Genomic DNA, 24,561 nt, shown 5'->3' with positions numbered 1-24,561 from the left:
TTCGATGCCTGCATTCTACCCCGTACACCCCCACCCGTAGCAGCTGCCGAAGGCTGCGTCATAAGCCAAACGAAGTACGCGGCGCTCGTGACGCGGCCTGGCGGCCGCTGCTACGGGCTGCGTCAGTAACGCCGGCGCACACGCCTGCCGTTGGCCGCCGGGGCATTGATATACAACGCCGTGGCCCCCGAGCGCGGCTGATTGCCTTGCACTATCGCCGGCGGGGTCCAGTGGGCCGAAAGGTGGATGTACTGGAGCCGCAACCATTCCTCCTCCACCCGCGACAGGGAAAAATAGCCGCGCAGGAAACCCTGGCACAGCGGTTCAAGCTTCGCCGGCAGCGCACTCGCCACTGGCGCCAGCGGCACCCCGCGGACAACCGCCCATTCGCGCATGACGCGCAAGTAGACCTGCGACAACTCCCCGCGCACCTCGCGCTCCAACTGCACGCCGGCATACACCCGCTGTTGCGCAGGCTGCTGACGGTCGAGCACCGGCGTCGGTGCCGGTGCGAGTACCTTGAGGCAGTCCGCTGGCCAGCCCCGGCTCAACCATCCCGCCCTGATTCGCTGGGCCTCGCGATAGATCGAGGTCACCTCGACCGCCGTGCCCGCCGCCACCGTCAGCGCCTGCATGCGCCCCACCAACAGCTGCTCCCGCTCCAACGCGAAATAGCCACCGCCGACGTCGGCATGCGCCCCCGGCACTTCGATTTCCACATGCCCGGCGCACACCTGGGCCAAGGGGAAGTGCGCCCGGTGCTCGTCGCGCGCCACCAGGTGCACCACGTTGGCAAAGCGTGCCGGGGCCAGGTGCAGTTGCAGGTTCACGGGGCCCGCTACCGCCGCCACGGTGTCGAACAGGCCGATGAAGCCAACGCTGACGCCCGGCACCTGCAGAAGCAGGTTGGCACAATGGCGCGCGGCCGCGGCACCGCGGCTGAAGCCGAACAGGTCGACGATCACCGGCTTGCCGTTTAGCTGCCGAATGGCATTCAGGCCTTGCTCGGCCCGTGCCAGCACGCCTGAATGCCCGCGCCCCAGGGCGCTGTCCAACAGGCTGTCGGGCCGGCCGGCCTGGGTGCCGATGCCCGGGATATACAACGCTTTTACCCCCGGGCCGCTATACAGCTGGCTGAGCTTGAAGATGTTGGTGGGGGCCGTGGCATGGCTGCCGCTGCGGTTGGCCGGCGGGGTGTCAGCGCAAGGCGCATTGGCCGCGTTGTTGCCGGTGCCGTCGAAGAACAGCCCGACGCGGGTGACCTGCGCGAATGGGGAGGAAGAAGGTTCCATACATATCCTTTTGCGTGGCAAAAGACTGAATGTATGGAGGTGGCAGGAAGCCGGCTGCCAGCCGGTTCAGCACAGCGTGTAGGAGACCCGAAGCCGCTGCCAGTGGCAGCGGCTTCGGGCCAGGCGTTACAGCGTGGACAGCAGGCTGCTGTTGCTGGCCTGCCACTCGGCGATGTCGAGGCGGATTTTCTTCTTGTCCAGCTTGCCGACGCTGGTCTTGGGAATTTCCGGCACCACGGCGATCTGGCTGGGGATGGCCCACTTGTTGATGTGGCCCAGCTCGACGAACGGCTGCAGGTGGTCCTTGAGGGCGCGGGCATCAGCGCTTTGGCCTTCGCGCACCACCAGCAGCGCGAACGGCCGCTCGCCCCACTGGGCGTCGGCGATGCCGACCACGGCCACTTCCTTGACCGCCGGGTGACGGCTGATCAGGTCTTCCAGCTCCAGCGACGACACCCACTCGCCGCCGGTCTTGATCACGTCCTTGATGCGGTCGCGAATGTCGATGGCGCCGTTGCCGTCCAGGGTGGCCACGTCACCGGTGTGCAGCCAGCCGCCCTTCCACAGTTCGGCGCCCTTCTCGGGCTCGCGGTAGTAGCCCATGGTCAGCCAGGGTGCGCGCAGCACCAGCTCGCCCTGGGTCTCGCCGTCGTGGGGAAGGAAGTTGCCGTCGGCGTCGATGATCGCCGGTTCCACCAGCGGCACCGGCACGCCGGCCTTGATGCGGTAGGTGGTGCGCTCGTCTTCAAGGCCCGCCAGCAGCTCTTCGTTGATGTGCGCGGCGGAAATCAGCGGGCAGGTCTCGGACATGCCGTAGGCTGCGGTCAGCTGGATGCCGCGGCCTTTTGCGGCCTCGTACAGCGCGCGGTTCAGCGAGCTGCCGCCGATGATGATCTTCCAGCCGCCGAAGTCCTGGCCCTGGCCGGTCTTGCAGTTGAGCAGCATCTGCAGGATGGTCGGCACGCAGTGGGAGAACGAGACCTTCTCGCGCTTCCACAGCTCCACCAGCATTTCCGGCTCGTAGCGGCCCGGGTAGACCTGCTTGATGCCCAGCATGGTGGCCACGTAGGGCACGCCCCAGGCATGCACGTGGAACATTGGCGTGATGGGCATGTAGACATCGTTGGTGCCCATGAAGCGGGTGCTGTCGAGGCTGCCGGTGACGGTGGCCAGGCTCAGGGTGTGCAGCACCAGCTGGCGGTGGGTGAAGTACACGCCCTTGGGGTTGCCGGTGGTGCCGGTGGTGTAGAAGGTGGTGGCCACCGAATTCTCGTCGAAATCGGGGAAGTCGTATTTCGGACTGGCCGCGGCCAGCAGTTGCTCATACTCGCCCACCAGGTTGGGCAACTCGGCGGTCTTCTGCGCGCCGTCGGTCAGCAGCAGGGTCTTCTCGACGGTGGTCAGGTGCGGCGCGATAGCCTGGTACAGGCCGACGAAGTCGCTGTTGACCAGCACCAGCTTGTCCACCGCGTGGTTCATGGTGAACAGGATCTGCTCGGGGGAAAGCCGCACGTTGACGGTGTGCACCACCGCGCCAATCATCGGAATGGCGAACATGGCCTCCAGGTAGCGATGGCTGTCCCAGTCCATCACTGCCACGGTGTCGCCCGCCTTTACCCCCGCCTCGGTCAGCACGTTGGCCAGGCGCGCGATGCGCTCGGAGAGCGTTGCATAGCTATAGCGCAACTGATCCCGGTAGACAATCTCGCGGGTTTTCTCGTAACGGCTGCCCGACATCAGCAGCCGCTTGATCAACAGAGGGTATTGGTAAGCACCATCGGCCGGCGGAATAACGCGAGTCTGCATCATGAGGATCCCTATTCTGAGTGCAAATGCATGGCAAATACTTTCACACTTTAGACCCTGCGGGGCACAGCATAATCATTGGAAATTATTTCCGATGATGGCATCCAGCCTGCCATGCCCCCGGGGGCTTCAGTGCATTTCAGTCAGAGCAATTTTCACGCCCAGGGCGATCAATACCGCGCCCATGCCACGGTCGAACCAGTGGCCCAGGCGGGCGAAGCCGTCGCGCACGCGCTGCTGGCTGAACAACATGGCCACCAGGCAGAACCAGGCCGCGGTGGCGAATGCCAGATATACACCATAGCCTGCCTGCACCAGCAAGGGGGTGTGGGGATTGATGACCACGGTGAACAGCGACAGGAAGAACAGCGTGGCCTTGGGGTTCAGGCCGTTGGTCATGAAACCTGCGACGTAGGCAGCCTTGGGGCTGCGCTGCTGCGGCTCGGCCTTGAAGGTCTCGGCGCCTGGCGCTGCGGGCTTGGCGCGAATGGCCTTGAAGCCGATGTACAGCAGGTAGGCGGCGGCCAGCCATTTCAGGGCGTTGAACAGCACGATGGACTGCGACACGATCAGGCCGATGCCCAGCAGCGAATAGCCCACGTGGAGGAAAATCGCCGAGCCCACGCCCAGGGCCGTCCAGGTGCCGGCGCGCCGGCCGTGGGTCACGCTTTCACGCACCACCACGGCGAAATCGGGGCCGGGGCTGGCGACGGCCAGCAGGTGAATCAGCGCAACGGTGAGAAATTCCGTCCAGTACATCAGGGGCCTCCAAGGGCTTTTGTCATAGGCAGTTACAAAACCCCGAAGATAACAAAAAACCCTTGTAGCCGCTGCCGCCAGGCTGCGCTGGCCTTTATGTACACTGGAAATCTGCAGTGAGGCACAAGGCCAGCGCAGCCTGCGGCAGCGGCTACGCAGGGCGGGGCGGCGTGTTTTTCAGAGGAACCAGCGGTATTCGCGCGCAGCTATCTCGTCGAGGAACGCCAGGTGGTCCTGGCGCTTGTTTTCGCAATAAACCATGACAAATTCACTACCCAGCCCCTCGCGCACCGCCGCATGGCCCTGCATGTGGCGCACGGCGTCGAGCATGTCCTTGGGAAAGTCGATGCCGCTCTGGCGGTTTTCATTGAGCGGGGCGATGGGTTCCAGGCCCGCCTCCAGGCCGTGCTCCATGCCGGTGAGGATAGCCGCCAGCACCAGGTACGGGTTGGCGTCGGCCCCGGCCAGGCGGTGTTCGATGCGCAGGTTGCGCGGGTCGGACTCGGGGATGCGGATGCACGCGTCGCGGTCCTCGAAGCCCCAGCTGGCGCGGCTGGCGGCGTTGACCATGGCGCCGTAGCGGCGGAAGGCGTTGTGGTTGGCCGCGAAGATCGGCATGCAATGGGGCAGCAGCGCCAGGCAACCGGCCACCGCGTGACGCAGCGGCCGCTGGTCATCGGCGGCCAGCAGGTTGTTGCCGGCGGCGTCGTAGAGGCTGACGTGCACGTGCATGCCGCTGCCGGGCGCGTGCAGGTAGGGTTTGCTCATGAAACTGGCGCGGTGCCCATGCTTGAGCGCCACGCCGCGGGTGCTGCGGGCGAACAGCGCGGCCCAGTCGGCGGCGCGCAGGCCGTCGTCGCAGTGGGCGAAGTTGATCTCGAACTGGCCCGGGCCCAGTTCGGCGGTGATGACGTTGGCCTCCACCCCTTGCTGGTTGGCGGTCTCGACCATGTCATGGAGCACCGCGGCGTAGCGCGACAGGCGCTCGATGTGCATGTTGGGCTGGTCGTCTGCATCGCCGGTGCTGGCGTCGCGGGGGAATTGCGGCAGGCCGTCCTTCAGCGCGCGGTCGAACAGGTAGAACTCCAGCTCGAAGGCCACCACCGGGCGAATGCCCTTGCGCGCCAGGCGCTGCATCACCTGCGCCAGCACCTCGCGCGGTTCGAACTCGATAGGCGCGGCGGTGCCATCCGAGCTGATCAGCATCTGCCCCAGGGGCTGGCCTTCCCAGCTCACCGGCTTGAGGGTGCCGGGAATCAGCCGGCGCGGCGCGTCCGGGTCGCCGTCGTTGAAGCAGTAATCGCCAATGGCATGCAGCCCGCCCTGGGCGCCCAGCAGCACGCAGTTCTGCGGCAGCTTGAGGGGGCCACCGGCCGCGACCTTTTCCAGCATTTCCACCGGGTAACGCTTGCCGTAGAAGTGCCCGGGGATGTCCAGGGCAATCAGGTCGACGTAACGCACCTGCGGATGGCTGGCGCGGAAGGCGCGCACTTCACTGAGCAGGTCGGGCGTGGCGGGGCTCATCGTTTTTATCCTTGTTATCGATCAGTTGAACACCCACAACACGCGGGTGGCTTGGTCGGTACAGTTGGCGTAGCGAAACTGGGCGTGGGGCGGCAGCTGGAAGCTGTCGTTGGCGTGCAGGGTCACCGGCTCGGCGTCGCCGTCCAGCCATACGGTCAGCTCGCCTTCGAGCACGAACCCACCCTGCTCGGAACTGTCGTTGAGGTGCCCGTCACCGCTGGTGGCGCCCGGCGCCAGGTGGCTTTCAAGCATGGAAAAGCCGCCGGCGATGGTCGGCGAGGCCAGCACGTCGGTGATGCCGCCGGCGTAGTACAGGGTGCGGCGGTCACTGGGGCGGGTAACCCACTGGCGCGCGCGCGGGCGCTCCGGCGCGTAGAAATAGGTAGTGGGCACGCCCAGCGCCTCGCTGATGGCGGTGAGGTCGGCCACCGTCGGGCGCGACAGCCCGCGCTCCACTTGGGACAGAAAGCCCACCGAGCGGTCGATGCGCTTGGCCAGCTCGCCCAGGGTGAGGTTCTTGTGCTTGCGGAGGTCGCGAATCAGGATCGCGAGGCTGTCGATTTCTGCCTGCATGTTCATGGGAGATGCCCGTCAAATTACGTCACGAAGCCGGTACCAGGCCTTGCCGGCGGCTTCCAGGGGGGCGGCCAGCCAGCGGCCACCGGGAAAGCGCGGATTGTCGAGCGCCTGGTACAGGCGCAGCAACCGCGCGTCGCCGCCGATGGCGTCGGTTACCGCCTTCGCTGCCGCCAGGGTGGGCAGCACGCCGTGGCCGGAGAAGCCCTGCAGCCAGTAGCACTGGCCATCGCGGCCGACGTCGGGGGTGCGTTTCATGCTGATGTCGATATGGCCGCCCCAGGCGTAGTCCAGCGCCACGCCCTTGAGCTGCGGGAACGCGCGCTCCAGGTACGGCCGGGTGGCCGTGGCGACGTCCTTGGGAATGCCGCCCAGGTAGGTGCAGCCGCCGCCGAACAGCAGGCGGTGGTCCGGGGTCAGGCGGAAATAGTCCGGCACGAACTGGTTGTCGATCACGCAGCTGTTGCGCGGCAGCAGCGACTGCGCCAACGCCGGGGCCAGCGGTTCGGTGGCCACCTGGTACGAGCCTACCGGCAGCACGCGGCTGGAAATGCTGCGGTCCAGGCCGTCCAGATAGGCGTTGCAGGCCAGCACCAGCACGTCGCAGCTGACTTCACCGTGCTCGGTGCGGGCGACGAACCCCTCGCCGTGGCGGCGGTAGCCCAGCACCTGGCTCTGTTCGAACAGGCGGCCGCCGGCCTGCTCGATGGCGCCGGCCAGGCCCTGGGCCAGTTTCAACGGGTTGAGGTGGGCGCCGCGCGGGTCGAGCAGCGCGGCCTTGTAACGTGGGCTGTCGATCCACTGGGGCAGCTCGTCGCGGTCGATGAAGCGCACCTGGTCGTCGCCCCACTTCTCGCGCGCCTCGCGCTGGGCGTCGCGCAGCTGCTGCACGCGGCTGTCGCGCACCGCCGCCCACAGGCTGCCCAGGCGGTAGTCGACGTCGAAACCATGGCGGCCGGGCAGCTCGCGCAATTCCTGGCTGGCCCAGACCATGGTGTCCCACAGCTCGCGCGCCCCGGCCAGGCCCAGCCCGCGCTCAAGCGGGGCCATGTCGCACGACCAGCCCAGCAGCGCCTGGCCGCCGTTGCGCCCGGACGCCGCCCACGCCAGGCGGCTGGCCTCCAGCACCACCACCCGCTGGCCACTCAGGGCCAGCCGCAGTGCCGTGTGCAGGCCACTGAAGCCGCCGCCGATGATCAGCACATCGGCCTCAAGTGTGCCTTCCAGGCGCGGGCGCAAGGGCAGCCCCTGGGGGTAGGTCTGGGCGTAATAGCTTTGCACGTGCTGCGCGGATTGTTTGAACATGGACCGGCCCGTGAATTTTTATTGGATAATTTTCATGAAAATCTAGCACTGAATTTTCACAAAGCAAATCCACCGGAAAATTCGTGTAGGATTTTTCCCGCGTGAAACCTACCTCACATGGAGTCCGACCGATGACCGATCTGCGCCGCGCCGTGTTTCTCGACTACAGCTCGCTGGACCTGGGCGACCTCGACCTAACCCCCCTGCACCAGGCCTTCAACCCGCTGGACCTGCACGGTTCCACCCGCCCCGCAGAAGTCATCGAACGCTGCCGCGACGCCCAGGTGATCATCACCAACAAGGTGGTGGTGGACGCCGAAACCATCGCCGCCTGCCCCGACCTGCAACTGATCCTGATCACCGCCACCGGCACCAACAACGTCGACCTGGCCGCCGCCCGCGCCCGCGGCATCGCCGTGTGCAACTGCCAGGGCTACGGCACGCCGTCGGTGGCCCAGCACACGCTGATGCTGTTGCTGGCCCTGGCCACCCGCCTGCCGGACTACCAGAAGGCTATCGCCGCCGGCCAATGGCAGCGCTCCAGCCAGTTCTGCCTGCTGGACTTCCCCATCGTCGAGCTGGAAGGCAAGACCCTGGGCCTGCTGGGCCACGGCGAGCTGGGGAGCGCGGTGGCGCGCCTGGCCGAGGCGTTCGGCATGCGCGTGCTGCTGGGGCAACTGCCCGGCCGGCCGCCGCGCGAAGACCGCCTGGCGCTGGCCGAGCTGCTGCCGCAGGTCGACGCACTGACCCTGCACTGCCCCCTCAACGAGCACACCCGCAACATGATCGGCGCCGCCGAGCTGGCGCTGCTCAAGCCCGGCGCGTTCGTGGTCAACACCGCCCGTGGCGGCATGATCGACGAACAGGCGCTGGCCGATGCCCTGCGCGCCGGCCACCTGGGCGGCGCCGCCACCGACGTGCTCAGCGTGGAACCGCCGGTGCACGGCAACCCGCTGCTGGCCGACGATATCCCGCGGCTGATCGTAACCCCGCACAGCGCCTGGGGCAGCCGCGAGGCGCGGCAGCGCATCGTCGGCCAGGTGGTGGAAAACGCCACGGCGCATTTCAGCGGCACGCCGTTGCGCCAGGTCAACTGACCCCGGGCGGCTCTGGTAGAATCGCCGGTTTTTGACCAGGAGCCCCCACCATGGACCCGCGCAGTGAAGTGCTGCTTCGCCAGGCCGACTTGTTCCAGGGCCGCCTGCTGCTGGCAGGCCTGCCCGCCGACGACCTGCTCGGCACGCTGCCCGACGCCCACGGCTGGTGCTGGCACGCCGGCGACCACAATGCCCTGAACGCCCGCTTCGGTGCCCGCAGCCACTTCGGCACCGAGGCGCCGGCCGGCGACTTCGACGCCGCCGTGCTGTTCCTGCCCAAGTCCCGGGAGCTGGCCAACTACCTGCTCAACGCCCTGGCCTCGCGCCTGGGCGGCAAGCCGCTGTTCCTGGTAGGGGAAAAACGCGGTGGCATCGAAGGCGCGGCCAAGCAGTTGCAGGCGCTGGGCAAGCCACGCAAGCTGGACAGCGCCCGCCACTGCCAGCTGTGGCAGGTCAACATCGACACGGCGCCCGCCGCCATCGAGCTGCACAGCCTGGCCCAGCGCTACGAACTGCCCCTGGCCGACGGCCCGCTGACGGTCATCACCCTGCCCGGCGTGTTCAGCCACGGCCGCCTGGACCGCGGCACCGCGCTGCTGCTGGAGCACCTGGACGGCCTGCCGCGCGGCCACGTGCTGGACTTCGGCTGCGGCGCCGGCGTGGTGGGTGCCAGCCTCAAGCGTCGCTACCCCGACAGCCAGCTGACCCTGCTGGACGTGGACGCCTTCGCTGCGGCCAGTAGCCGCATGACCCTGGCGGCAAACGGCCTGGAAGGCGAGGTGATCACCGGCGACGGCATCGACGCGGCGCCCCTGTACCTGGACGCGATTGTCAGCAACCCGCCTTTCCACACCGGGGTGCACACCAACTACCAGGCATCGGAAAACCTGCTGCGAAAATCGGCACAACATCTGAAAAAAGGCGGCGAACTGCGCATTGTTGCCAATAGCTTCCTGCGCTACCAACCGCTGATCGAAGAGCACCTGGGCAGCTGCCACGTGCGCGCCGAAGGCCAGGGTTTCAAGATTTACCAGGCAACGCGCTGATTAAATTCTTCGCTTGCCCAAATGAAATTCCCTAGGCAGAATCCGCTCCGTCCTAGGGGAGTAGTCTCCCGCAAGCAAACAGCTTGCATGGCATGCGTCAACATACTTGGTCCACAGACCATGGCGCATGCGACCTCACAGCCTGCATCAGACAGGCTCAGGGTTTGACAAGACCTATGACACGCACACCTTACCCGGGGCGGGGAGGCTGTACGTGTCATAGCCGTGTCGACCCGCCCCCATAGGAAATCCTGATGCTGGAATCACTTCTTGTCCCTACCGCGATCGTTGCCCTGGCGGAGATCGGCGACAAGACCCAATTGCTCGCCTTGATCCTGGCTGCGCGCTTCCGCAAGCCATGGCCGATCATTGCCGGTATCGTCGCCGCCACCCTCGCCAACCATGCCGCCGCCGGCGCCGTGGGGGCCTGGTTCGGCAGTTTCTTCTCGGATGCAACGTTGCACTGGATCCTGGCCGCCAGCTTCACCGCCACCGCGCTGTGGACCCTGGTGCCCGACAAGATGGACGACGACGAGGCCAGCACCGCGCGCAAGTTCGGGCCGTTCCTGACCACCCTGATCGCGTTCTTCCTGGCGGAAATCGGTGACAAGACCCAGGTCGCTACCGTGATGCTGGCGGCGCAATACCCGCACCTGCTGCTGGTGATCCTTGGTACCACCCTGGGCATGCTGCTGGCCAACGTGCCGGTGGTGCTGGCGGGCAACTTCGCCGCCGAGAAACTGCCGCTCACCCTGATTCGTCGCCTGGCGGCCTGTGCGTTCTTCGTGCTGGCGGTGGTGGCGGTGTACAAGGCCATGCAGGTCAGCGGCTGGGTGGGCTGACGATTCGGGTTGCCTGGTGACGCCGCCTTCGGCAGCTGCTACGGGTGGGGGGGGCGTCATTTACGCCGGGGTCAAGCACTCCGGCGCATTGAGCTTCGGATCGTTCACCAGGTTGGCCAGCGGCCGCTCGCGCAAGGCGACGGGGTTGCTGGCCAGCAATGACTGCAGCGCCGGCAACGGCGTTGCGGGGTCCAGCCACGCTGCCTGCCCCGCGGCATCGAGAATCAACGGCCGGCGCTGGCTCATGGCCGCCTGGGTCACCACCGCGGTGCTCAGCCACACCTGCTCCTGCACCGGATACGCCTCCCACACCGCCGCGAAAAACAGCGAGCTGCCCTCCCCTGGCGTCAGCCAGAACGGCCGCTTGCGCACCGTGCCGCGCCATTCGTAGAAGCCGTTGGCCGGCAGCAGGCAGCGACGCAGGCGCAGCGCATCACGAAACATTGGCTGTTCGGCCAGGGTTTCGGCGCGGCCTTGGGCCGGGGTGCGCGACAGGTCGGTGAGCCACGGCGGGGTCAGCCCCCAGCGGGCGCGGTCCAGTTGCAGAAGGCCGTCGAGGTTGCGCTGCATCAGCACCGAATCACCGGGGGAAATGTTCCATTGCGCCTGCTGGTCGGCAGGAAAGCCGGGCAAGGCGGCAAAGGCCGGCGACCAGCGAAACAGCGCATAACGTCCACACATGGGGCAACAAGACTCTTCAGATGACGGGCGCGCAGCTCAACACACCAGCACGCCCTGGAAACTATCCGGCTCTTCGCCCGGCAGCGGCAAGGCGGCATTGTACGCGGCGATGAGCTGGCGTGCGTGCTCGGCCTGGTCATTGGCCACGGTCAGGCCCAGCAGGCCGATGGCCGGCAGGTCGCCGATGCCGCCTACCAGGTCGCGCCCCACCAGGTGCGCGGCCACGCCCTCGCTGTCGAGCATGCCCAACAGCATTTCCGCTTCCAGCAGGCTTTCCGGGTCATAGATACGTTGCATCAATCGTTCTCGCCTTTGACGTCGAGCATCCACTCATCATCGTGCACTTGCAGTATGAAGCGGATGGGTTTGCAACACACGGAACAATCTTCCACGTATTCCTGATCGCCGCCAGACAAGTCCAGCAGCACCGGAATCGTTTCACCACAGTAGGGGCACTCGATGTCTTCGCTTTCCTGGAACAGCATGACCGTCTCCCGGTAGTGACTTGTGCGTATAATCGCCGGTCTATTTGAAGGGCTATTGATATGCCCTTACTTCATTACCCTAGCCGTTTCCAACAAGAGAGCATGATGGGCGAATTCGATGCCATCCGACCGTACGACGACGCCGAGGTCCCTGCCGTTCTGGCACGCCTGCTCAGCGACCCGGCGTTCCTCGATATCCTCACCCACTTCCGCTTCCCGCGCCTGGCCGGTGCATTCGGCTGGCTGCTCAAACCTCTTATAGCTCATCGGCTGCGCCGTGAGTTCGCCGGCATCGAAAGTGTCGCGACCTTGCAGGATAAAGTCGAAGTCTACGTGGATCACACCATCGATCGTGCCACTGACGGTGTGACCTACACCGGCGTCGAGCAGTTCAAGTCCGGCAGTGCCTACCTGTTCCTGGCCAACCACCGCGACATCGTCATGGACCCGGCCTTCGTCAACTACGCCGTGTACCACGCCGGGCTGCCCACGCCGCGCATCGCCATTGGCGACAACCTGCTGCAGAAGCCCTTCGTCAGCGACCTGATGCGCCTGAACAAGAGTTTCATCGTGCACCGCTCCATCAGCGGCCGCCGCGAGAAGCTGGCGGCCTACCAACTGCTGTCGGCGTACATCAACCACTCGATCCGCACCGACTGCCAGTCCATCTGGATCGCCCAGGCCGAGGGCCGCGCCAAGGACGGTGACGACCGCACCGACTCGGCGATCCTGAAGATGTTCCACATGAGCCGCAAGGACGAAGCCTTCGGCGAGGTGATCCAGTCGCTGAACCTGACCCCGGTGTCGATCAGCTACGAATACGACCCCTGCGACCTGGCCAAGGCCCGCGAGCTGTACACCCGCGCCACCACCGGCACCTACAAGAAGGCGCCGGGCGAGGACGACATCAGCATCGCCCAGGGCATCACCGGCTACAAAGGCCGCGTGCACATCAACTTCGCCCCGCCCATCAGCCAGGCGTTCGAGGACACCAAGCTGCTGGCGGCCGAGATCGACCGCCAGATCCTCGCCGGCTACCGCCTGTTCCCGGTGCATTACCTGGCCTACGCGCAATGGGCCGACGCCGACCCGAGCCTGGCCGTACCTGCGGCCAGCGACGTGTTCGGCGCCGAAGAGCTGGACAAGGCCCGCGCCGAATGGGCCCGCCGCCTGGAAGCCTGCCCGGTCGAGCAGCGCCCCTACCTGGTGCTGCAATACGCCACCCCGGTGCGCAACCAGTACCGCGTAAAAGCCGGCCTGCCGCTGTAACGCACGCCCCCATCGCGACCAAGGTCGGCTCCTACGCAGGCCTTGGTAGGAGCCGACCTTGGTCGCGATGAGGCCAGCACATCGATGCATTGACCTGCGTCACACCGCCGTCATCAGAACCCGTCACTCTGTGCACCCTCACCCACGACACGGAGCTGGTCATGTTGCATGCACAGAATCAGGATCGTCTGTATCTGGTTACCCAGAGTGAAGAGCAGGAAGCTCTGATCAACGGTTTATCGTTCAACGTTCACGACCGCCACTGGCTCGTCTATTGCGCCCTGGCCGGCTGCCCCCACGACGACTGCCCGGAGCTGGACGCCGACACCGGCATCAGCTTCCTGGAGCTGTACGCCGAAGCCGCCTGAACCCCGGCCATGAAAAAGCCCGCGCCCCTGTGAAGGAGCGCGGGCTTTTTCGTGACGACGCCTGGATCAGTTGCCCAGGGTGCGGCCGATGCTCGGGTCCTTGAACAGGCGGGTCAGGGCGTCGCTGAGCACGTCGCTGACCAGCTTGGTGTTGGTGTCCACGTTCGGCGCCATGCCGAAACGCTGGTTCAGCGAGGCACCGTAGGCGCCAGCATAGTGGCGGCCGTTGTTGTTGACGTCAGCACGGAAGTTGGCGCCGATGGTGGCCTCGGTCACGTACATGCCTTCTTTCGGCGACTGGTAGGTGAGGCTGGCCAGGGTCACGGTCAGCACCGGCGCGCTGCCGTTGTTGGCCGACGGGGTGTAGCCCAGCAGGCGCACGGCGGCTTCAGCCTGGGCTTGCAGCTTGGGGATCACGTCGTTGGCGTTGACGGTCACCGCGCTGGTTTCCGGGTACAGGCCACCACGGGTGCCCAGGGTTGGCGAAGGACGACCATCCACCACGCGTACCACCACCGGCTGGCCCTGGCCAACGGGCGCCAGCTGCGCGTTCAGCACGGGTTGCGGGCTGAGTTGCTGCGGACTGTTGGCACAACCGGCCAGCGTCAGGGTGGTCACAGCGATCAAACCGAACAACAGGCGTTGCAGCATGCTCATCTCTCCAGGAATAGGCATTGATAGGGTGCCAGTATAACGGTGCGGGCCTGTCAGGAACCAGCATTCAACCTACCCGCGCAAATGTAGGAAAAGTCATGTAGCCAGGGCCGGTCAAACCCCGGAAGGGTGCGATAATCGGTCACGCGGCCACCGCTTGACGATTCGCGCAAGAAAACTCCACGAATAAAGATCTTTTCTGCGCGTTTCATCGTTATAATCTCCCCCCGATTATAAGGACGTCTCCTGATCGGGCCCCGCAACACCGCTGATGCCTCGCATCCAGCCCTCCAAAGCCCACAGAGAGCCGCCCACACAGGCCAATTGAAGCCGGTGTGCCCGATGCTTTCGGCACTTTCGCCCTTCGCTGGACCTGCCGCTGCCCGCGTCTTCATGGCAGCCTTTTTGAGGTTCACGACTCCAAAAGAGCGTGAAAAAAACGGTTTTCACTACTTCACAAGAGTGTGGCGAGCAAATGAACAGTTTTGCATCTGTACATGCATTAACAACGTCCGGTTCAGCACCGTACGGTCGGCACTGCCGCGCCTGCCTGTCAGGAGCCTGAGGTCGATCACTGGCAACGCGGGCGCATTGACCTAAGTCGAATTGCCCACCGGGCCCGAAAATGAGTTCATAGGGACTTGTTGGACCGGTTGGTAGCGTCCGCACAAGCTTGCGTTTTTTGCGAAGAGTCGGACATGGCACTCCTGGCCTGCTGATGTGTACCGGGACGCCGTGCTGTCAATTTGGTGCTGAAGATTTTGGAGACGCGTTAATGGCGCATAACGAAGCAGTCGACGTGGTATTGGTAGGGGCCGGCATCATGAGCGCCACCCTGGCCGTACTGCTCAAAGAGCTGGACCCGACGATCAAGCTGGAAGTCGTCGAGCTGATGGACTCCGGTGCCGCGGAAAGTTCCAACCCGTGGAACAACGCCGGTACCGGCCACGCGGGCCTCTGCGAGCTGAACTACACGCCGCAGGCCAAGGATGGTTCGGTCGACATCAAGAAAGCCGTGCACATCAATGCCCAGTTCGAGGTGTCGAAGCAGTTCTGGGCGTACCTGGCCAAGCAGGGTACTTTCGGTTCGGCCCGTGCCTTCATCAACCCGGTCCCGCACCTGAGCTACGTCGAGGGTGACAAAGGCATCGACTTCCTGAAGAAGCGTTACGAGATGCTGAAACAGCATCACGCCTTCGCCGACATGGAGTACACCGAAGACAAGGCCAAGATGAACGAGTGGATGCCGCTGATGATGCCTGGTCGCCCTGCCGACCAGGCCATCGCCGCCACCCGCGTCATGCACGGTACCGACGTCAACTTCGGCGCCCTGACCAACAAGCTGCTCAAGCACCTGGCTGCCGGCCCGGATGCCCAGGTCAAGTACTGCAAGCGCGTCACCGACCTGACCCGCAACGGCAGCGGCTGGACCGTCACCATCAAGGACGTCAACAGCGGCAACAGCCGTAAGGTCGACGCCAAGTTCGTCTTCCTGGGCGCCGGTGGCGCTGCCCTGCCGCTGCTGCAGCAGTCGGGCATCGAGGAAGGCAAGGGCTTCGGCGGCTTCCCGGTCAGCGGCCAGTGGCTGCGCTGCGACAACCCCGAGGTGGTCAAGCACCACCAGGCCAAGGTCTACAGCCAGGCCGCCGTGGGCTCGCCGCCCATGTCCGTGCCGCACCTGGACACCCGCGTCGTCGACGGCAAGACCTCCCTGCTGTTCGGCCCGTACGCCGGCTTCACCACCAAGTTCCTCAAGCACGGCTCGTTCATGGACCTGCCCAAGTCGGTACGTGCCGGCAACATCGGCCCGATGCTGGCCGTGGCGCGGGACAACATGGACCTCACCAAGTACCTGATGAGCGAAGTGATGCAGTCCATGGAGCAGCGCCTGGAATCCCTGCGCCGCTTCTACCCCGAGGCCAAGGCCGAGGACTGGCGCCTGGAAGTGGCCGGCCAGCGCGTGCAGATCATCAAGAAAGACGCGAAAAAAGGCGGCGTGCTGCAGTTCGGTACCGAACTGGTGTCGGCGGCCGACGGCTCGCTGGCGGCCCTGCTGGGTGCCTCGCCGGGCGCTTCGGTGACTGTGTCGATCATGCTGGAACTGATCGAGCGCTGCTTCCCCGAGAAGTACCGTTCCGAAGCCTGGACCACCAAGCTCAAGGAAATCTTCCCGGCCCGCGAGAAAGCCCTGGAAACCGACGCGGCCCTGTACCGCCGGGTCAGCGCCCAGAGCGACGCCGCGCTGGAACTGGCACCGCAGGCGAACACCGCCGAGCAGCACCTGGCGTAAACGCCGCCCATGAAAAAACGCCCCTCGGGGCGTTTTTTTTTGCGCTGACGGAAATCAGCCGCGAGCTTTCTCGATGATCTCGATGTAGTCCGGCGCGTTGCGCTGGTCACGGATCAGGGCGATGAAGTCGTTGCCGTGCTCGTCCTTGCCGTCCAGGTCGTAGCCGGCTTCAAGGAAGAACCCCACGAAGCGCTCGAAATCGTCCACGCGCAGGCCGCGGTAGGCCTTGATCAGCTTGTGCAGCGACGGCGAAGTGGCGTCGACCGGTTCGAATTCCAGGAACAACTTGACCTGCTCGTCGCCGATCTCGTCACCAATCAGCTGCTTCTTGTCTTTACGCATTGCCCACTCCAACTCGCTGCTCTGGGAGGTGGGAGCTGGCTTGCCAGCGAGCTTTTCAGGGCGCCCGAAAAGCTCGCTGGCAAGTCAGCTCCCACAAAGACAGCGAGTTTACCCCCGCGCGCCAGGCGGCTCAACGCGCGTGAACGGCGCCCGTGTGCAGGTCGGCCCAGATGTGGCCATTGGGGTAGGTCAGGAACTGCACGTACACGGTGTCGTTGCGCAGCAGGTCCATGATGGTGCGGTACTGGCCCAGCGGGTAATTCAGCGTGAGGGTCTTGCTGGCGTCGTCATAGCTGGGCTTCTTCAGGCTTTTGCTTTCGGCGTCGAAGGTCAGCAGCACCTGGCCGATGGTGGCGCCCTTGTTCAGTGGCTTGCCCTTGAGCCGCACCAGCACCGAGGAAGTCACCGGAATGGGCTGCTGGTTGGATAGCCGCTGGTTGCCCACCACCACGGAAAAATCGGTGATCTGCAGCAATTGCTGTTGCTCGGGCTGTTCCTTGCGCAGGCCCAGGTCATCGGGCGGCAGGAACTGGGCGTGCAGGGGGGCGGCGGCGAGGGGCAGACTGGACAGCAGGACAAGTGCGGCAATCATCGAACGCATGGGCGAGCTCCTGGAAGGCAGCCCAGCACTCTAGCACACCCTCCTGGTAACGCGGCCGTTGGCCGCTGCTACACAATTCCCCGTAGCAGCGGCCGCCAGGCCGCGTCTGGGCCGAACGCGGTGTGCCAGGCATTGCGGCGGCGCCGGTGACGCGGCCTTTGGCCGCTGCTACACAACCCCTCGTAGCAGCGGCCGCCAGGCCGCGTCCGGGCCGAACGCGGTGTGCCAGGCATTGCGGCGGCGCCGGTGACGCGGCCTTTGGCCGCTGCTACGGGCGGGTTACATGCCTTTTACGGCGTAGATGCCCGCGGCATTGCGCCAGTAGCCCTTGTAGTCCATGCCATAACCGAAGATGTAGCGGTCGATGCACGGCAGGCCCGAATAGGTGGCCTTCAGGCCTGGGCTGGCCTTGCGGTCGTGGTCCTTGTCGATCAGCACGGCCGTGTGCACGGCGCGGGCGCCGGCGTGCTTGCAGAAGTCGATGATGGCGCTCAGGGTGTGACCTTCATCGAGAATGTCGTCGATGATCAGCACGTCGCGGTCGATGAACGACACTTCAGGCTTGGCCTTCCAGAACAAGTCGCCGCCGCTGGTTTCATTGCGGTAGCGGGTGGCGTGCAGGTAGCTGGCTTCCAGCGGGAACTTCAGCTGGGTGAGCAGCTTGCCGGCGAAGATCAGGCCGCCGTTCATCACACAGAAGACCACCGGGTTGCTGTCGGCCATCTCGGCCGTGATCTGCGCGCCAACACGAACGATGGCAGCCTCTACTTCGGCTTCGGTGTACAGGCAGTCGGCCTCGTCCATGACTTGACGGATATGCTCGAGATCAGCGGACATGACGCTCTCCAAAGGGGGGGTGGTCTGAGAAAAGCGGGCAAAGGTACGCATCCGTTCGGGACAGATCAAGCTTTTCTGGACTAACGTCCAGTATGTCTGCACGACAGTGCCATCCGAATAGATTAATCTAGCGCGGTTTTTTTGCCCGCCCGGAGCCTTTCCCCATGCCAATCCTCGAGATTCGCCACCCGCTGATCCGCCACAAGCTCGGCCTCATGCGCCGTGCCGACATCAGCACCAAGAACTTTCGCGAGCTCGCCCAGGAAGTCGGCGCGCTGCTGACCTATGAGGCCACCAAGGACCTGCCGCTGGAAACGTACGACATCGACGGCTGGTGCGGTACTGTCCAGGTCGAGAAAATCGCCGGCAAGAAGATCACCGTCGTGCCTATCCTGCGCGCCGGCATCGGCATGCTCGAAGGCGTGCTCAGCCTGATCCCCGGTGCCAAGGTCAGCGCCGTGGGCGTTGCCCGCAACGAAGAGACCCTGGAAGCCCACACCTACCTGGAAAAACTGGTGCCCGAGATCGACGAGCGCCTGGCCATGATCATCGACCCGATGCTGGCCACCGGTGGTTCCATGGTCGCCACCATCGACCTGCTGAAGAAAGCCGGCTGCAAGGACATCCGCGCCATGGTGCTGGTGGCTGCGCCCGAAGGCATCGCCGTGGTCGAGAAGGCCCACCCGGACGTGAAAATCTACACCGCCTCGGTTGACCAGCGCCTGAACGAACACGGTTACATCATTCCTGGCCTGGGCGACGCCGGCGACAAGATCTTCGGCACCAAGCAGAAGGACGCTTGAGCATGGCCGACGAGTTCAACGACCCGCTGTGGCGCCAGATCCTCTCCGGTGCGCAAATGCTCTTCGTGGCATTCGGCGCGCTGGTGTTGATGCCGCTGATCACCGGCCTGGATCCCAATGTCGCGCTGTTTACCGCAGGTCTCGGGACTCTGCTGTTCCAGATCGTCACCGGGCGCAAGGTGCCGGTGTTCCTGGCCTCGAGCTTCGCCTTCATTACCCCCATCATCCTCGCCAAGGGCCAGTTCGGCCTGGCCGAGACCATGGGCGGGGTAATGGCGGCCGGCTTCGTCTACACCTTCCTGGGCCTGGCCGTGAAGATCAAGGGCACCGGTTTCATCGACCGCCTGCTGCCGCCCGTGGTCATCGGCCCGGTGATCATCTCCATCGGCCTGGCCATGGCCCCGATCGCCGCCAACATGGCGATGGGCAAGGCCGGTGACGGCACCGAACTGCTGCCGTACAGCACCGCCATGTTCATCTCCATGCCGGCGCTGCTCACCACCCTGATCGTCGCCGTGTTCGGCAAGGGCATCTTCCGCCTGGTGCCGATCATCGCCGGCGTGCTGGTGGGCTTCGGCCTGTCGTTCGCCTTCGGCGTGGTCGACACCGCGAAGATCGCCGCCGCCTCCTGGCTGGCGCTGCCGCACTTCACCGCGCCGGCGTTCAACTGGCAGGCCATCCTGTTCATCGTGCCCGTCGCCCTGGCGCCGGCCATCGAACACATCGGCGGCGTGATCGCCGTGGGCAGCGTCACCGGCCGCGACTACCTGAAAACCCCGGGGCTGCACCGCACCCTGCTGGGCGACGGCATCGCCACCACCGCCGCCGGCCTGTTCGGCGGCCCGCCCAACACCACCTACGCCGAAGTGACCGGCGCGGTGATGCTGACCAAGGCCTACAACCCGAAAATCATGACCTGGGCGGCGATCTTCGCCATCAGCCTGGCGTTCATCGGCAAATTCGGCGCCTTGCTGCAAAGCATCCCGGTGCCAGTGATGGGCGGTATCCTCTGCCTGCTGTTCGGCTCCATCGCCGCAGTGGGCATGAACACCCTGATCCGCCACAAGATCGACCTCAGCGAGGCGCGCAACCTGGTGATCATCTCGGTGACCCTGGTGTTCGGCATCGGTGGCGTGCTGATCGGTACCGGTACCGGGCCGCATGACTTTGGCCTGAAAGGGATTGCGCTGTGCGCCGTGGTGGCGATTGCGCTGAACCTGATCCTGCCGGGGCATGGGGAGTGGAAGGAGAAGGTTGGGGAGTGATTTGCTGACCTAATGCTTTGCTGCATTCGACGCCGCTATCCGCCATTGAGGGGATAGCGGCGTTTTCATTTCTACGCCAACACTGGCGCCCGCTCACAAAGCACCTTCAACGCCTCCCCCCACTGCCGGTTGTCATTCAAGCAAGGCACCAACACCAACTCCTCCCCCCCCGCCTCGACAAACTGCTCCTTGCCGCGGTCACCAATCTCTTCCAGCGTCTCGATGCAATCGGCGACGAACGCCGGGCACATCACCAGCAGGCGTTTCACGCCCTGCTTGGCCAGTTCGTCGAGGCGTGCCTCGGTGTAGGGTTCGATCCACTTGTTCTTGCCCAGCCGCGACTGGAACGACACTGACCACTTGCCGTCCGGCAAGCCCATTTTTGCCGCGAAGGCGGCGGCGCTGCGCATGCACTGGCCGCGGTAGCAGTTGGCGAGCACTTCGGGGCTGGACTCGGCGCAGCAGTCGGGACGGCGCACGTCGTGGCCGGGGTTGAGCTTGGTCAGGTGGCGTTCGGGCAGGCCGTGGAAGCTCAGCAGCAGGTGGTCGAACGGCTGCGCGTCCAGGTACGGCTTGGCGCTGGCCACCAGGGCGTCGATGTACTCGGGCTGGTCGAAGAACGGCTGCAGCAGCTTGAAGCGCACCGGCAGTTTTTTCTCCTGCACCACCTTTTTCGCTTCCTCGATGACCGTGGTCACGGTGCTGTCGGCGAACTGTGGGTACAGCGGCGCCAGGGTAATGTCGCGCACGCCCTGGGCAGCCAGGCGGGTGAGCACGGTGTCCAGGGACGGCTCGCCGTAGCGCATGGCGATTTCCACCGGGCCGTGGCTCCACTGTTCGCGCATCACCGCTTCCAGGCGGCGGGTGAGCACGACCAGGGGCGAGCCTTCGTCCCACCAGATGCTGGCGTAGGCGTGGGCCGACTGCTCCGGGCGCTTGATCAGGATCAGCGACACCAGCAGCCGCCGCACCGGCCAGGGCAGGTCGATGACGTACGGGTCCATCAGGAACTGGTTGAGGTAGCGGCGCACGTCGGCCACGGAGGTGGAAGCTGGCGAACCCAGGTTGACCAGCAGCAGAGCGTGATCGGTCATGCAACGTCCTAATTTCAGAGGCGCGGGACGAGGTCGCCCAGCGCCGATTGCAGATCATTGAAACGGAAGGTAAACCCTGCCGCCAGTAAACGCACCGGGCGGGCACGTTGGCCGCCCAGCAATAAATCCGACATCTCGCCCAGGCCCACCCGCAGCACCAGCCCCGGCAAGGGCATGAACGCGGGCCGGTGCAGGGCACGACCCAGGCGCCGGGCGAACTCGCGGTTGCGCACCGGCTCTGGCGCACAGGCATTATAAGGACCGCTGGCGTCGTCCTTGTGCAAAAGAAAATCAATCAGGCCGATTTGATCGTCGATGTGCACCCAGGGCATGAACTGCCGGCCACTGCCGATGGGCCCGCCCACACCCAGCTTGAACGGCACCTTCAGGCGCTTGAGCATGCCGCCCTCGCTGGCCAGCACCAGCCCGGTGCGCACCAGCACCACGCGTATGCCCAACTCTTCGGCACGCTGGGCCGTCTCCTCCCAGGCAATGCACAGGTCGCTGGCGAAGTCCTTGCGCACCGGTTGCGACTGCTCGGTAAGCTCGCGTTCGCCGCCGTCACCGTAGTAGCCCACCGCCGAGCCGGATATCAGCACCGGGGGGCGCTGCTGGCGCTGCTCCAGCCAGGCGATCAGTTGCTCGGTGAGGCCGACGCGGCTTTTCCACAGCAGCTGGCGACGGCGTTCCGTCCATGGCCGGTCGGCGATGGGCGCGCCGGCGAGGTTGATGACCGCGTCGACAGTCTCTTCACCCAGCTCGTCCAGACGGCCGATACCTGCCACCTCGCGGCCGCACAAACGCGCCACGCTCGTCGGCTGGCGACTCCACACCGTGAGGCGGTGATCCTGCGCCAGCCAGTGCTGGCAGAGCCTGCGACCGATAAGGCCCGTACCGCCGGTCAGCAAAATGTGCATGACTGCTTCCTCGTGTAGCGTTGAAGGCAAATCGCTAGTCTATTTTTAAGAGAGACGGCACTTTTGCCCACGGACTGCTCTCACATAGACACAGAGCAAACGGAAAAAGGACGACAGTAACTTATACTAACAATGATTATTGTACAGGTTTGTCCTTAAGCGTAGTCTGTGCAAAGAAGTAACGAGGCCACCATGACAGTACCTATTGCGATCATCGGTACCGGCATTGCCGGACTCTCCGCTGCCCAGGCGTTGTTCAAGGCCGGGCACGCGCCACACCTCTTCGACAAAAGCCGCGGCCCGGGCGGCCGTGCGTCCAGCAAGCGCAGCGACGCCGGCTCCCTGGACCTGGGGGCGCAGTACTTCACCGCCCGCGACCGGCGCTTCGTCGACCAGGTCCAACGCTGGCAAAGCGTGGGCTGCGTGGAAGAATGGAAGCCGCAGCTGTTCAACGCCCGCGGCAGCCTGCTCAGCCCCTCCCCCGACGAACAGACCCGCTGGGTCGGCACCCCGCGCATGGGCTCGATCGCCAAGGCCATGCTCGGCGACATGAACGCGGTGTTCGGCTGCCGCATCACCGAGGTGTTCCGCGGCAAGCACCACTGGCACCTGCTGGACGCCGAAGGTTGCAGCCACGGCCCGTTCAGCCACGTGATCATCGCCCTGCCCGCGCCCCAGGCCACCGCCCTGCTGGCCGCGGCGCCAAAACTTGCCGGCGTGGCCGCCGGGGTGCAGATGGAGCCCACCTGGGCCATCGCCCTGGCGTTCGACAAGCCGCTGGAAACCGCCATGCAAGGCTGCTTCGTGCAAGACAGCCCCCTCGACTGGCTGGCCTGCAACCGCAGCAAGCCGGGGCGCGAAGCCACCCTGGACACCTGGGTGCTGCACGCCACCAGCAGCTGGAGCAAACAGCACATCGACCTGCCCAAGGAAGAGGTGATCGAGCAGCTGCACGGCGCCTTCGCCGAACTCGCCAACTGCGCCATGCCGGCGCCGGTGTTCAGCATCGCCCACCGCTGGCTCTACGCCCGCCCTGCGTCAGCGCACGAATGGGGCGCGCTGGCCGACGCCGACCTGGGGTTGTACGCCTGTGGCGACTGGTGCCTGTCCGGCCGGGTGGAAGGCGCCTGGCTCAGCGGCCTGGAAGCGTCCCGCCGGCTGCTTGAGCACCTGGAATGACTGCCCCGCTGCACCGCCTTGACCCGCGCAAACTGCTGCTGTCCAAATGGACGGCAGCCCATCCCCGGCAACGGGAAAAACACTTCCTGGTGACCGAACTGTTTCGGGACGAGGAAGGCACTGTCCTCGAGATTGAACTGCAGGCCGTGCTGACCCGGCGCAGCGAACGAATGCCGTGGCAGGCGCTGCGCGATGCGCAGACCTGGCTGATGGGCTGGCGCTGACACACCACAGACCGCGCCAACCGCATAACGGCCGACGCAGCCTCACGGCAGCTGCTACGGACCGCCAACCCGTAGCAGCGGCCGCAGGTCGCGTCCCTCCTGCCCACACCGCATAACGGCCGACGCAGCCCCACGGCAGCTGCTACGGACCGCCAACCCGTAGCAGCGGCCGCAGGCCGCGTCCCTGCCACCGCACAGCATCAGGCACACCGCATAACGGCCGACGCAGCCTGCGGCAGCTGCTACGGGGGCTTAAATCTTGTACAAAATGTTTGACTTGTACAGCCTTCGTCCTACTATGAAGGTAAGTTGTACAAGATCACCTGCCTGTACAAGAGTGTACGCCCATGCCCAACTCCCCAAAGCCCCGCATCGGTATCAGCGCCTGCCTGCTCGGCGCCGAGGTGCGCTACAACGGCGGGCACAAGGAATCGCGCCTGTGCACCCACGCCCTGGCCGAACATTTCGATTTCGTCCCGGCCTGCCCTGAGGTCGCCATTGGCCTGGGCATCCCGCGCCAGCCAATCCGCCTGGTCGGCGACGCCCAGGCGCCCCGCGCGCTGGGCACTGTCGACGCCAGCATCGATGTCACCGAAGCATTGGCCGACTACGGCACGCAAATGGCCGCGCAGATGGAAGACCTCAGCGGCTACATCTTCATGCACAAGTCGCCGTCCTGCGGCCTGGAGCGGGTCAAGGTCTACCGCGACAACGGTGCGCCACAGCACGAAGGCGGCCGCGGCATTTACGCCGAAGCGTTCTGCGCCGCGCGGCCCGACCTGCCGGTGGAAGAAGACGGGCGCCTGTGCGACGCCGTGCTGCGCGAAAACTTCATCGTCCGCGTGTACGCCTACGCCGACTGGCAGGCGCTGCTGCACGAAGGCCTGAGCCGTGGCGGCCTGATGCGCTTCCACTCGCGCTACAAGTACCAGCTGATGGCCAACAACCCGCTGCAATACAAAGTGCTGGGCAAGCTGCTGGGCACCATGGGCCGTGGCGACGCCAGTGAAATCGGCCCGCGCTATTTCAGCGAGCTGATGGAAGCGCTGAAACGCTGCGCCACCCGCGGCACCCACAGCAACGTGCTGCAGCACCTGAGCGGCTACTTCAAGCGCACCCTCAGCGACGGCGACCGCCAGGAAATGCAGCACCTGATCGAACAATACCGCCTGGGCATCGTGCCGCTGGTGGTGCCCCTTACCCTGCTCAAGCATCACCTGCGCCTGCACCCCGACCCTTATGTGAGCCAGCAGGTGTACCTGCAGCCGCACCCGGAAAATCTCAGCCTTCGAAATGCGATCTGAC

The 24,561-nt window shown here is 65.2% G+C and carries 26 protein-coding genes and 1 riboswitch; of the genes, 11 read left to right on the top strand and 15 right to left on the bottom strand.

Translation table 11 applies throughout. The features are described from left to right. Window positions 1-122: 122 nt before the first annotated feature. The 6 genes from ACWKWX_RS17860 to ACWKWX_RS17835 form a co-directional block, all read right to left on the bottom strand. Complete coding sequence (locus ACWKWX_RS17860) at window positions 123-1,292, bottom strand: phospholipase effector Tle1 domain-containing protein (RefSeq protein ID WP_483828487.1); 1,170 nt, start codon at window positions 1,290-1,292, stop codon at window positions 123-125. Between the two features lie 126 nt (window positions 1,293-1,418). Then, window positions 1,419-3,101 carry a fatty acid--CoA ligase gene (locus tag ACWKWX_RS17855; protein ID WP_473005415.1) on the bottom strand — a complete coding sequence of 561 codons (1,683 nt, stop codon included), beginning with the start codon at window positions 3,099-3,101 and terminating at the stop codon, window positions 1,419-1,421. Window positions 3,102-3,227: 126 nt separating this feature from the next. Continuing rightward, window positions 3,228-3,857 (bottom strand): LysE family translocator, encoded by a 630-nt coding sequence (locus tag ACWKWX_RS17850; protein ID WP_483828486.1) that lies wholly within the window; start codon window positions 3,855-3,857, stop codon window positions 3,228-3,230. A gap of 177 nt (window positions 3,858-4,034) precedes the next feature. Further along, a complete protein-coding gene (locus tag ACWKWX_RS17845) occupies window positions 4,035-5,381 on the bottom strand; it encodes a glutamine synthetase family protein (protein ID WP_483828485.1) in 1,347 nt (448 codons plus the stop codon). Between the two features lie 21 nt (window positions 5,382-5,402). Continuing rightward, entirely contained in the window at window positions 5,403-5,960 is a 558-nt protein-coding gene (locus ACWKWX_RS17840; protein WP_473005413.1) for a helix-turn-helix domain-containing protein, read from the bottom strand. A 12-nt stretch (window positions 5,961-5,972) separates the two neighbouring features. Beyond that, window positions 5,973-7,262 (bottom strand): NAD(P)/FAD-dependent oxidoreductase, encoded by a 1,290-nt coding sequence (locus tag ACWKWX_RS17835; protein ID WP_483828484.1) that lies wholly within the window; start codon window positions 7,260-7,262, stop codon window positions 5,973-5,975. Window positions 7,263-7,393: 131 nt separating this feature from the next. Here ACWKWX_RS17835 and ACWKWX_RS17830 point away from each other — a divergent pair, with 131 nt between their 5' ends. The 3 genes from ACWKWX_RS17830 (at window position 7,394) to ACWKWX_RS17820 (ending at window position 10,247) form a co-directional block, all read left to right on the top strand. Beyond that, window positions 7,394-8,359 carry a 2-hydroxyacid dehydrogenase gene (locus tag ACWKWX_RS17830; RefSeq protein WP_483828483.1) on the top strand — a complete coding sequence of 322 codons (966 nt, stop codon included), beginning with the start codon at window positions 7,394-7,396 and terminating at the stop codon, window positions 8,357-8,359. A gap of 50 nt (window positions 8,360-8,409) precedes the next feature. Continuing rightward, window positions 8,410-9,405, top strand: coding sequence for a methyltransferase (locus ACWKWX_RS17825; RefSeq protein ID WP_416422542.1), 996 nt, complete (start codon window positions 8,410-8,412; stop codon window positions 9,403-9,405). 42 nt (window positions 9,406-9,447) lie between these two features. Beyond that, a riboswitch (yybP-ykoY riboswitch) is annotated at window positions 9,448-9,570 on the top strand. Between the two features lie 89 nt (window positions 9,571-9,659). Then, entirely contained in the window at window positions 9,660-10,247 is a 588-nt protein-coding gene (locus ACWKWX_RS17820; protein ID WP_027979127.1) for a TMEM165/GDT1 family protein, read from the top strand. 60 nt (window positions 10,248-10,307) lie between these two features. Here ACWKWX_RS17820 and ACWKWX_RS17815 read toward each other — a convergent pair whose 3' ends face one another. From ACWKWX_RS17815 to ACWKWX_RS17805, 3 genes are read right to left on the bottom strand one after another with little or no spacing between them, the layout of a single operon-like run. Beyond that, window positions 10,308-10,928 (bottom strand): SOS response-associated peptidase, encoded by a 621-nt coding sequence (locus tag ACWKWX_RS17815; RefSeq protein ID WP_483828482.1) that lies wholly within the window; start codon window positions 10,926-10,928, stop codon window positions 10,308-10,310. Window positions 10,929-10,964: 36 nt separating this feature from the next. Beyond that, on the bottom strand, window positions 10,965-11,225 hold the full coding sequence (locus ACWKWX_RS17810) for a putative signal transducing protein (RefSeq protein ID WP_416422540.1): 261 nt from the start codon (window positions 11,223-11,225) through the stop codon (window positions 10,965-10,967). Further along, the gene (locus tag ACWKWX_RS17805) at window positions 11,225-11,413 is read right to left on the bottom strand and encodes a CPXCG motif-containing cysteine-rich protein (RefSeq protein ID WP_008371118.1); all 189 of its coding nucleotides are present in this window, start codon (window positions 11,411-11,413) and stop codon (window positions 11,225-11,227) included. The genes ACWKWX_RS17810 and ACWKWX_RS17805 overlap by 1 nt, the downstream gene beginning before the upstream one ends. 102 nt (window positions 11,414-11,515) lie before the next feature. On the opposite strand from ACWKWX_RS17805, the gene ACWKWX_RS17800 reads away from it, so the two are divergent. After that, the gene (locus ACWKWX_RS17800; RefSeq protein ID WP_483828481.1) at window positions 11,516-12,682 is read left to right on the top strand and encodes a 1-acyl-sn-glycerol-3-phosphate acyltransferase; all 1,167 of its coding nucleotides are present in this window, start codon (window positions 11,516-11,518) and stop codon (window positions 12,680-12,682) included. A 161-nt stretch (window positions 12,683-12,843) separates the two neighbouring features. Next, window positions 12,844-13,050 (top strand): hypothetical protein, encoded by a 207-nt coding sequence (locus tag ACWKWX_RS17795; RefSeq protein WP_416422538.1) that lies wholly within the window; start codon window positions 12,844-12,846, stop codon window positions 13,048-13,050. Window positions 13,051-13,116: 66 nt separating this feature from the next. Here the strand turns inward: ACWKWX_RS17795 and ACWKWX_RS17790 are convergent, their stop codons facing one another. Next, a complete protein-coding gene (locus ACWKWX_RS17790; RefSeq protein WP_416422537.1) occupies window positions 13,117-13,701 on the bottom strand; it encodes a YajG family lipoprotein in 585 nt (194 codons plus the stop codon). A gap of 778 nt (window positions 13,702-14,479) precedes the next feature. On the opposite strand from ACWKWX_RS17790, the gene mqo reads away from it, so the two are divergent. Then, entirely contained in the window at window positions 14,480-15,994 is a 1,515-nt protein-coding gene (gene mqo, locus ACWKWX_RS17785) for a malate dehydrogenase (quinone) (protein WP_416422536.1), read from the top strand. A gap of 54 nt (window positions 15,995-16,048) precedes the next feature. On the opposite strand, the gene ACWKWX_RS17780 is transcribed toward mqo, so the two are convergent. The 3 genes from ACWKWX_RS17780 to ACWKWX_RS17770 all read right to left on the bottom strand — a co-directional run bounded on the left by ACWKWX_RS17780 (window position 16,049) and on the right by ACWKWX_RS17770 (window position 17,774). Then, complete coding sequence (locus ACWKWX_RS17780; RefSeq protein ID WP_476295100.1) at window positions 16,049-16,336, bottom strand: PA4642 family protein; 288 nt, start codon at window positions 16,334-16,336, stop codon at window positions 16,049-16,051. 130 nt (window positions 16,337-16,466) lie between these two features. Further along, window positions 16,467-16,937 (bottom strand): hypothetical protein, encoded by a 471-nt coding sequence (locus ACWKWX_RS17775; protein WP_476295102.1) that lies wholly within the window; start codon window positions 16,935-16,937, stop codon window positions 16,467-16,469. Window positions 16,938-17,216: 279 nt separating this feature from the next. Then, window positions 17,217-17,774, bottom strand: a complete 558-nt coding sequence (locus ACWKWX_RS17770) for a hypoxanthine-guanine phosphoribosyltransferase (protein ID WP_416422533.1) — start codon at window positions 17,772-17,774, stop codon at window positions 17,217-17,219. A 164-nt stretch (window positions 17,775-17,938) separates the two neighbouring features. On the opposite strand from ACWKWX_RS17770, the gene upp reads away from it, so the two are divergent. Continuing rightward, window positions 17,939-18,577 (top strand): uracil phosphoribosyltransferase, encoded by a 639-nt coding sequence (gene upp / locus ACWKWX_RS17765; RefSeq protein WP_416422532.1) that lies wholly within the window; start codon window positions 17,939-17,941, stop codon window positions 18,575-18,577. 2 nt (window positions 18,578-18,579) lie between these two features. Next, on the top strand, window positions 18,580-19,842 hold the full coding sequence (locus tag ACWKWX_RS17760) for a uracil-xanthine permease family protein (RefSeq protein WP_416422531.1): 1,263 nt from the start codon (window positions 18,580-18,582) through the stop codon (window positions 19,840-19,842). A gap of 71 nt (window positions 19,843-19,913) precedes the next feature. Here ACWKWX_RS17760 and hemH read toward each other — a convergent pair whose 3' ends face one another. Together hemH and ACWKWX_RS17750 are read right to left on the bottom strand one after the other, a co-directional pair. Then, complete coding sequence (gene hemH, locus ACWKWX_RS17755; RefSeq protein ID WP_473005410.1) at window positions 19,914-20,936, bottom strand: ferrochelatase; 1,023 nt, start codon at window positions 20,934-20,936, stop codon at window positions 19,914-19,916. Between the two features lie 14 nt (window positions 20,937-20,950). Then, window positions 20,951-21,853, bottom strand: coding sequence for a TIGR01777 family oxidoreductase (locus ACWKWX_RS17750; RefSeq protein WP_483828480.1), 903 nt, complete (start codon window positions 21,851-21,853; stop codon window positions 20,951-20,953). A 192-nt stretch (window positions 21,854-22,045) separates the two neighbouring features. Between ACWKWX_RS17750 and ACWKWX_RS17745 the strand changes: the two genes are divergently transcribed. The 3 genes from ACWKWX_RS17745 (at window position 22,046) to ACWKWX_RS17735 (ending at window position 24,560) form a co-directional block, all read left to right on the top strand. Then, window positions 22,046-23,032, top strand: coding sequence for an NAD(P)/FAD-dependent oxidoreductase (locus ACWKWX_RS17745; protein ID WP_483828479.1), 987 nt, complete (start codon window positions 22,046-22,048; stop codon window positions 23,030-23,032). Between the two features lie 8 nt (window positions 23,033-23,040). Further along, window positions 23,041-23,256, top strand: coding sequence for a TIGR02450 family Trp-rich protein (locus tag ACWKWX_RS17740; RefSeq protein ID WP_416427536.1), 216 nt, complete (start codon window positions 23,041-23,043; stop codon window positions 23,254-23,256). A 347-nt stretch (window positions 23,257-23,603) separates the two neighbouring features. Further along, window positions 23,604-24,560, top strand: coding sequence for a YbgA family protein (locus tag ACWKWX_RS17735; protein WP_416422526.1), 957 nt, complete (start codon window positions 23,604-23,606; stop codon window positions 24,558-24,560). Window position 24,561: the final 1 nt, after the last annotated feature.

This window comes from Pseudomonas imperatae (assembly GCF_057128625.1).
The sequence above is the reverse complement of the archived record's forward strand: the minus strand, read 5'-3'. Positions and strand labels throughout refer to the sequence as shown.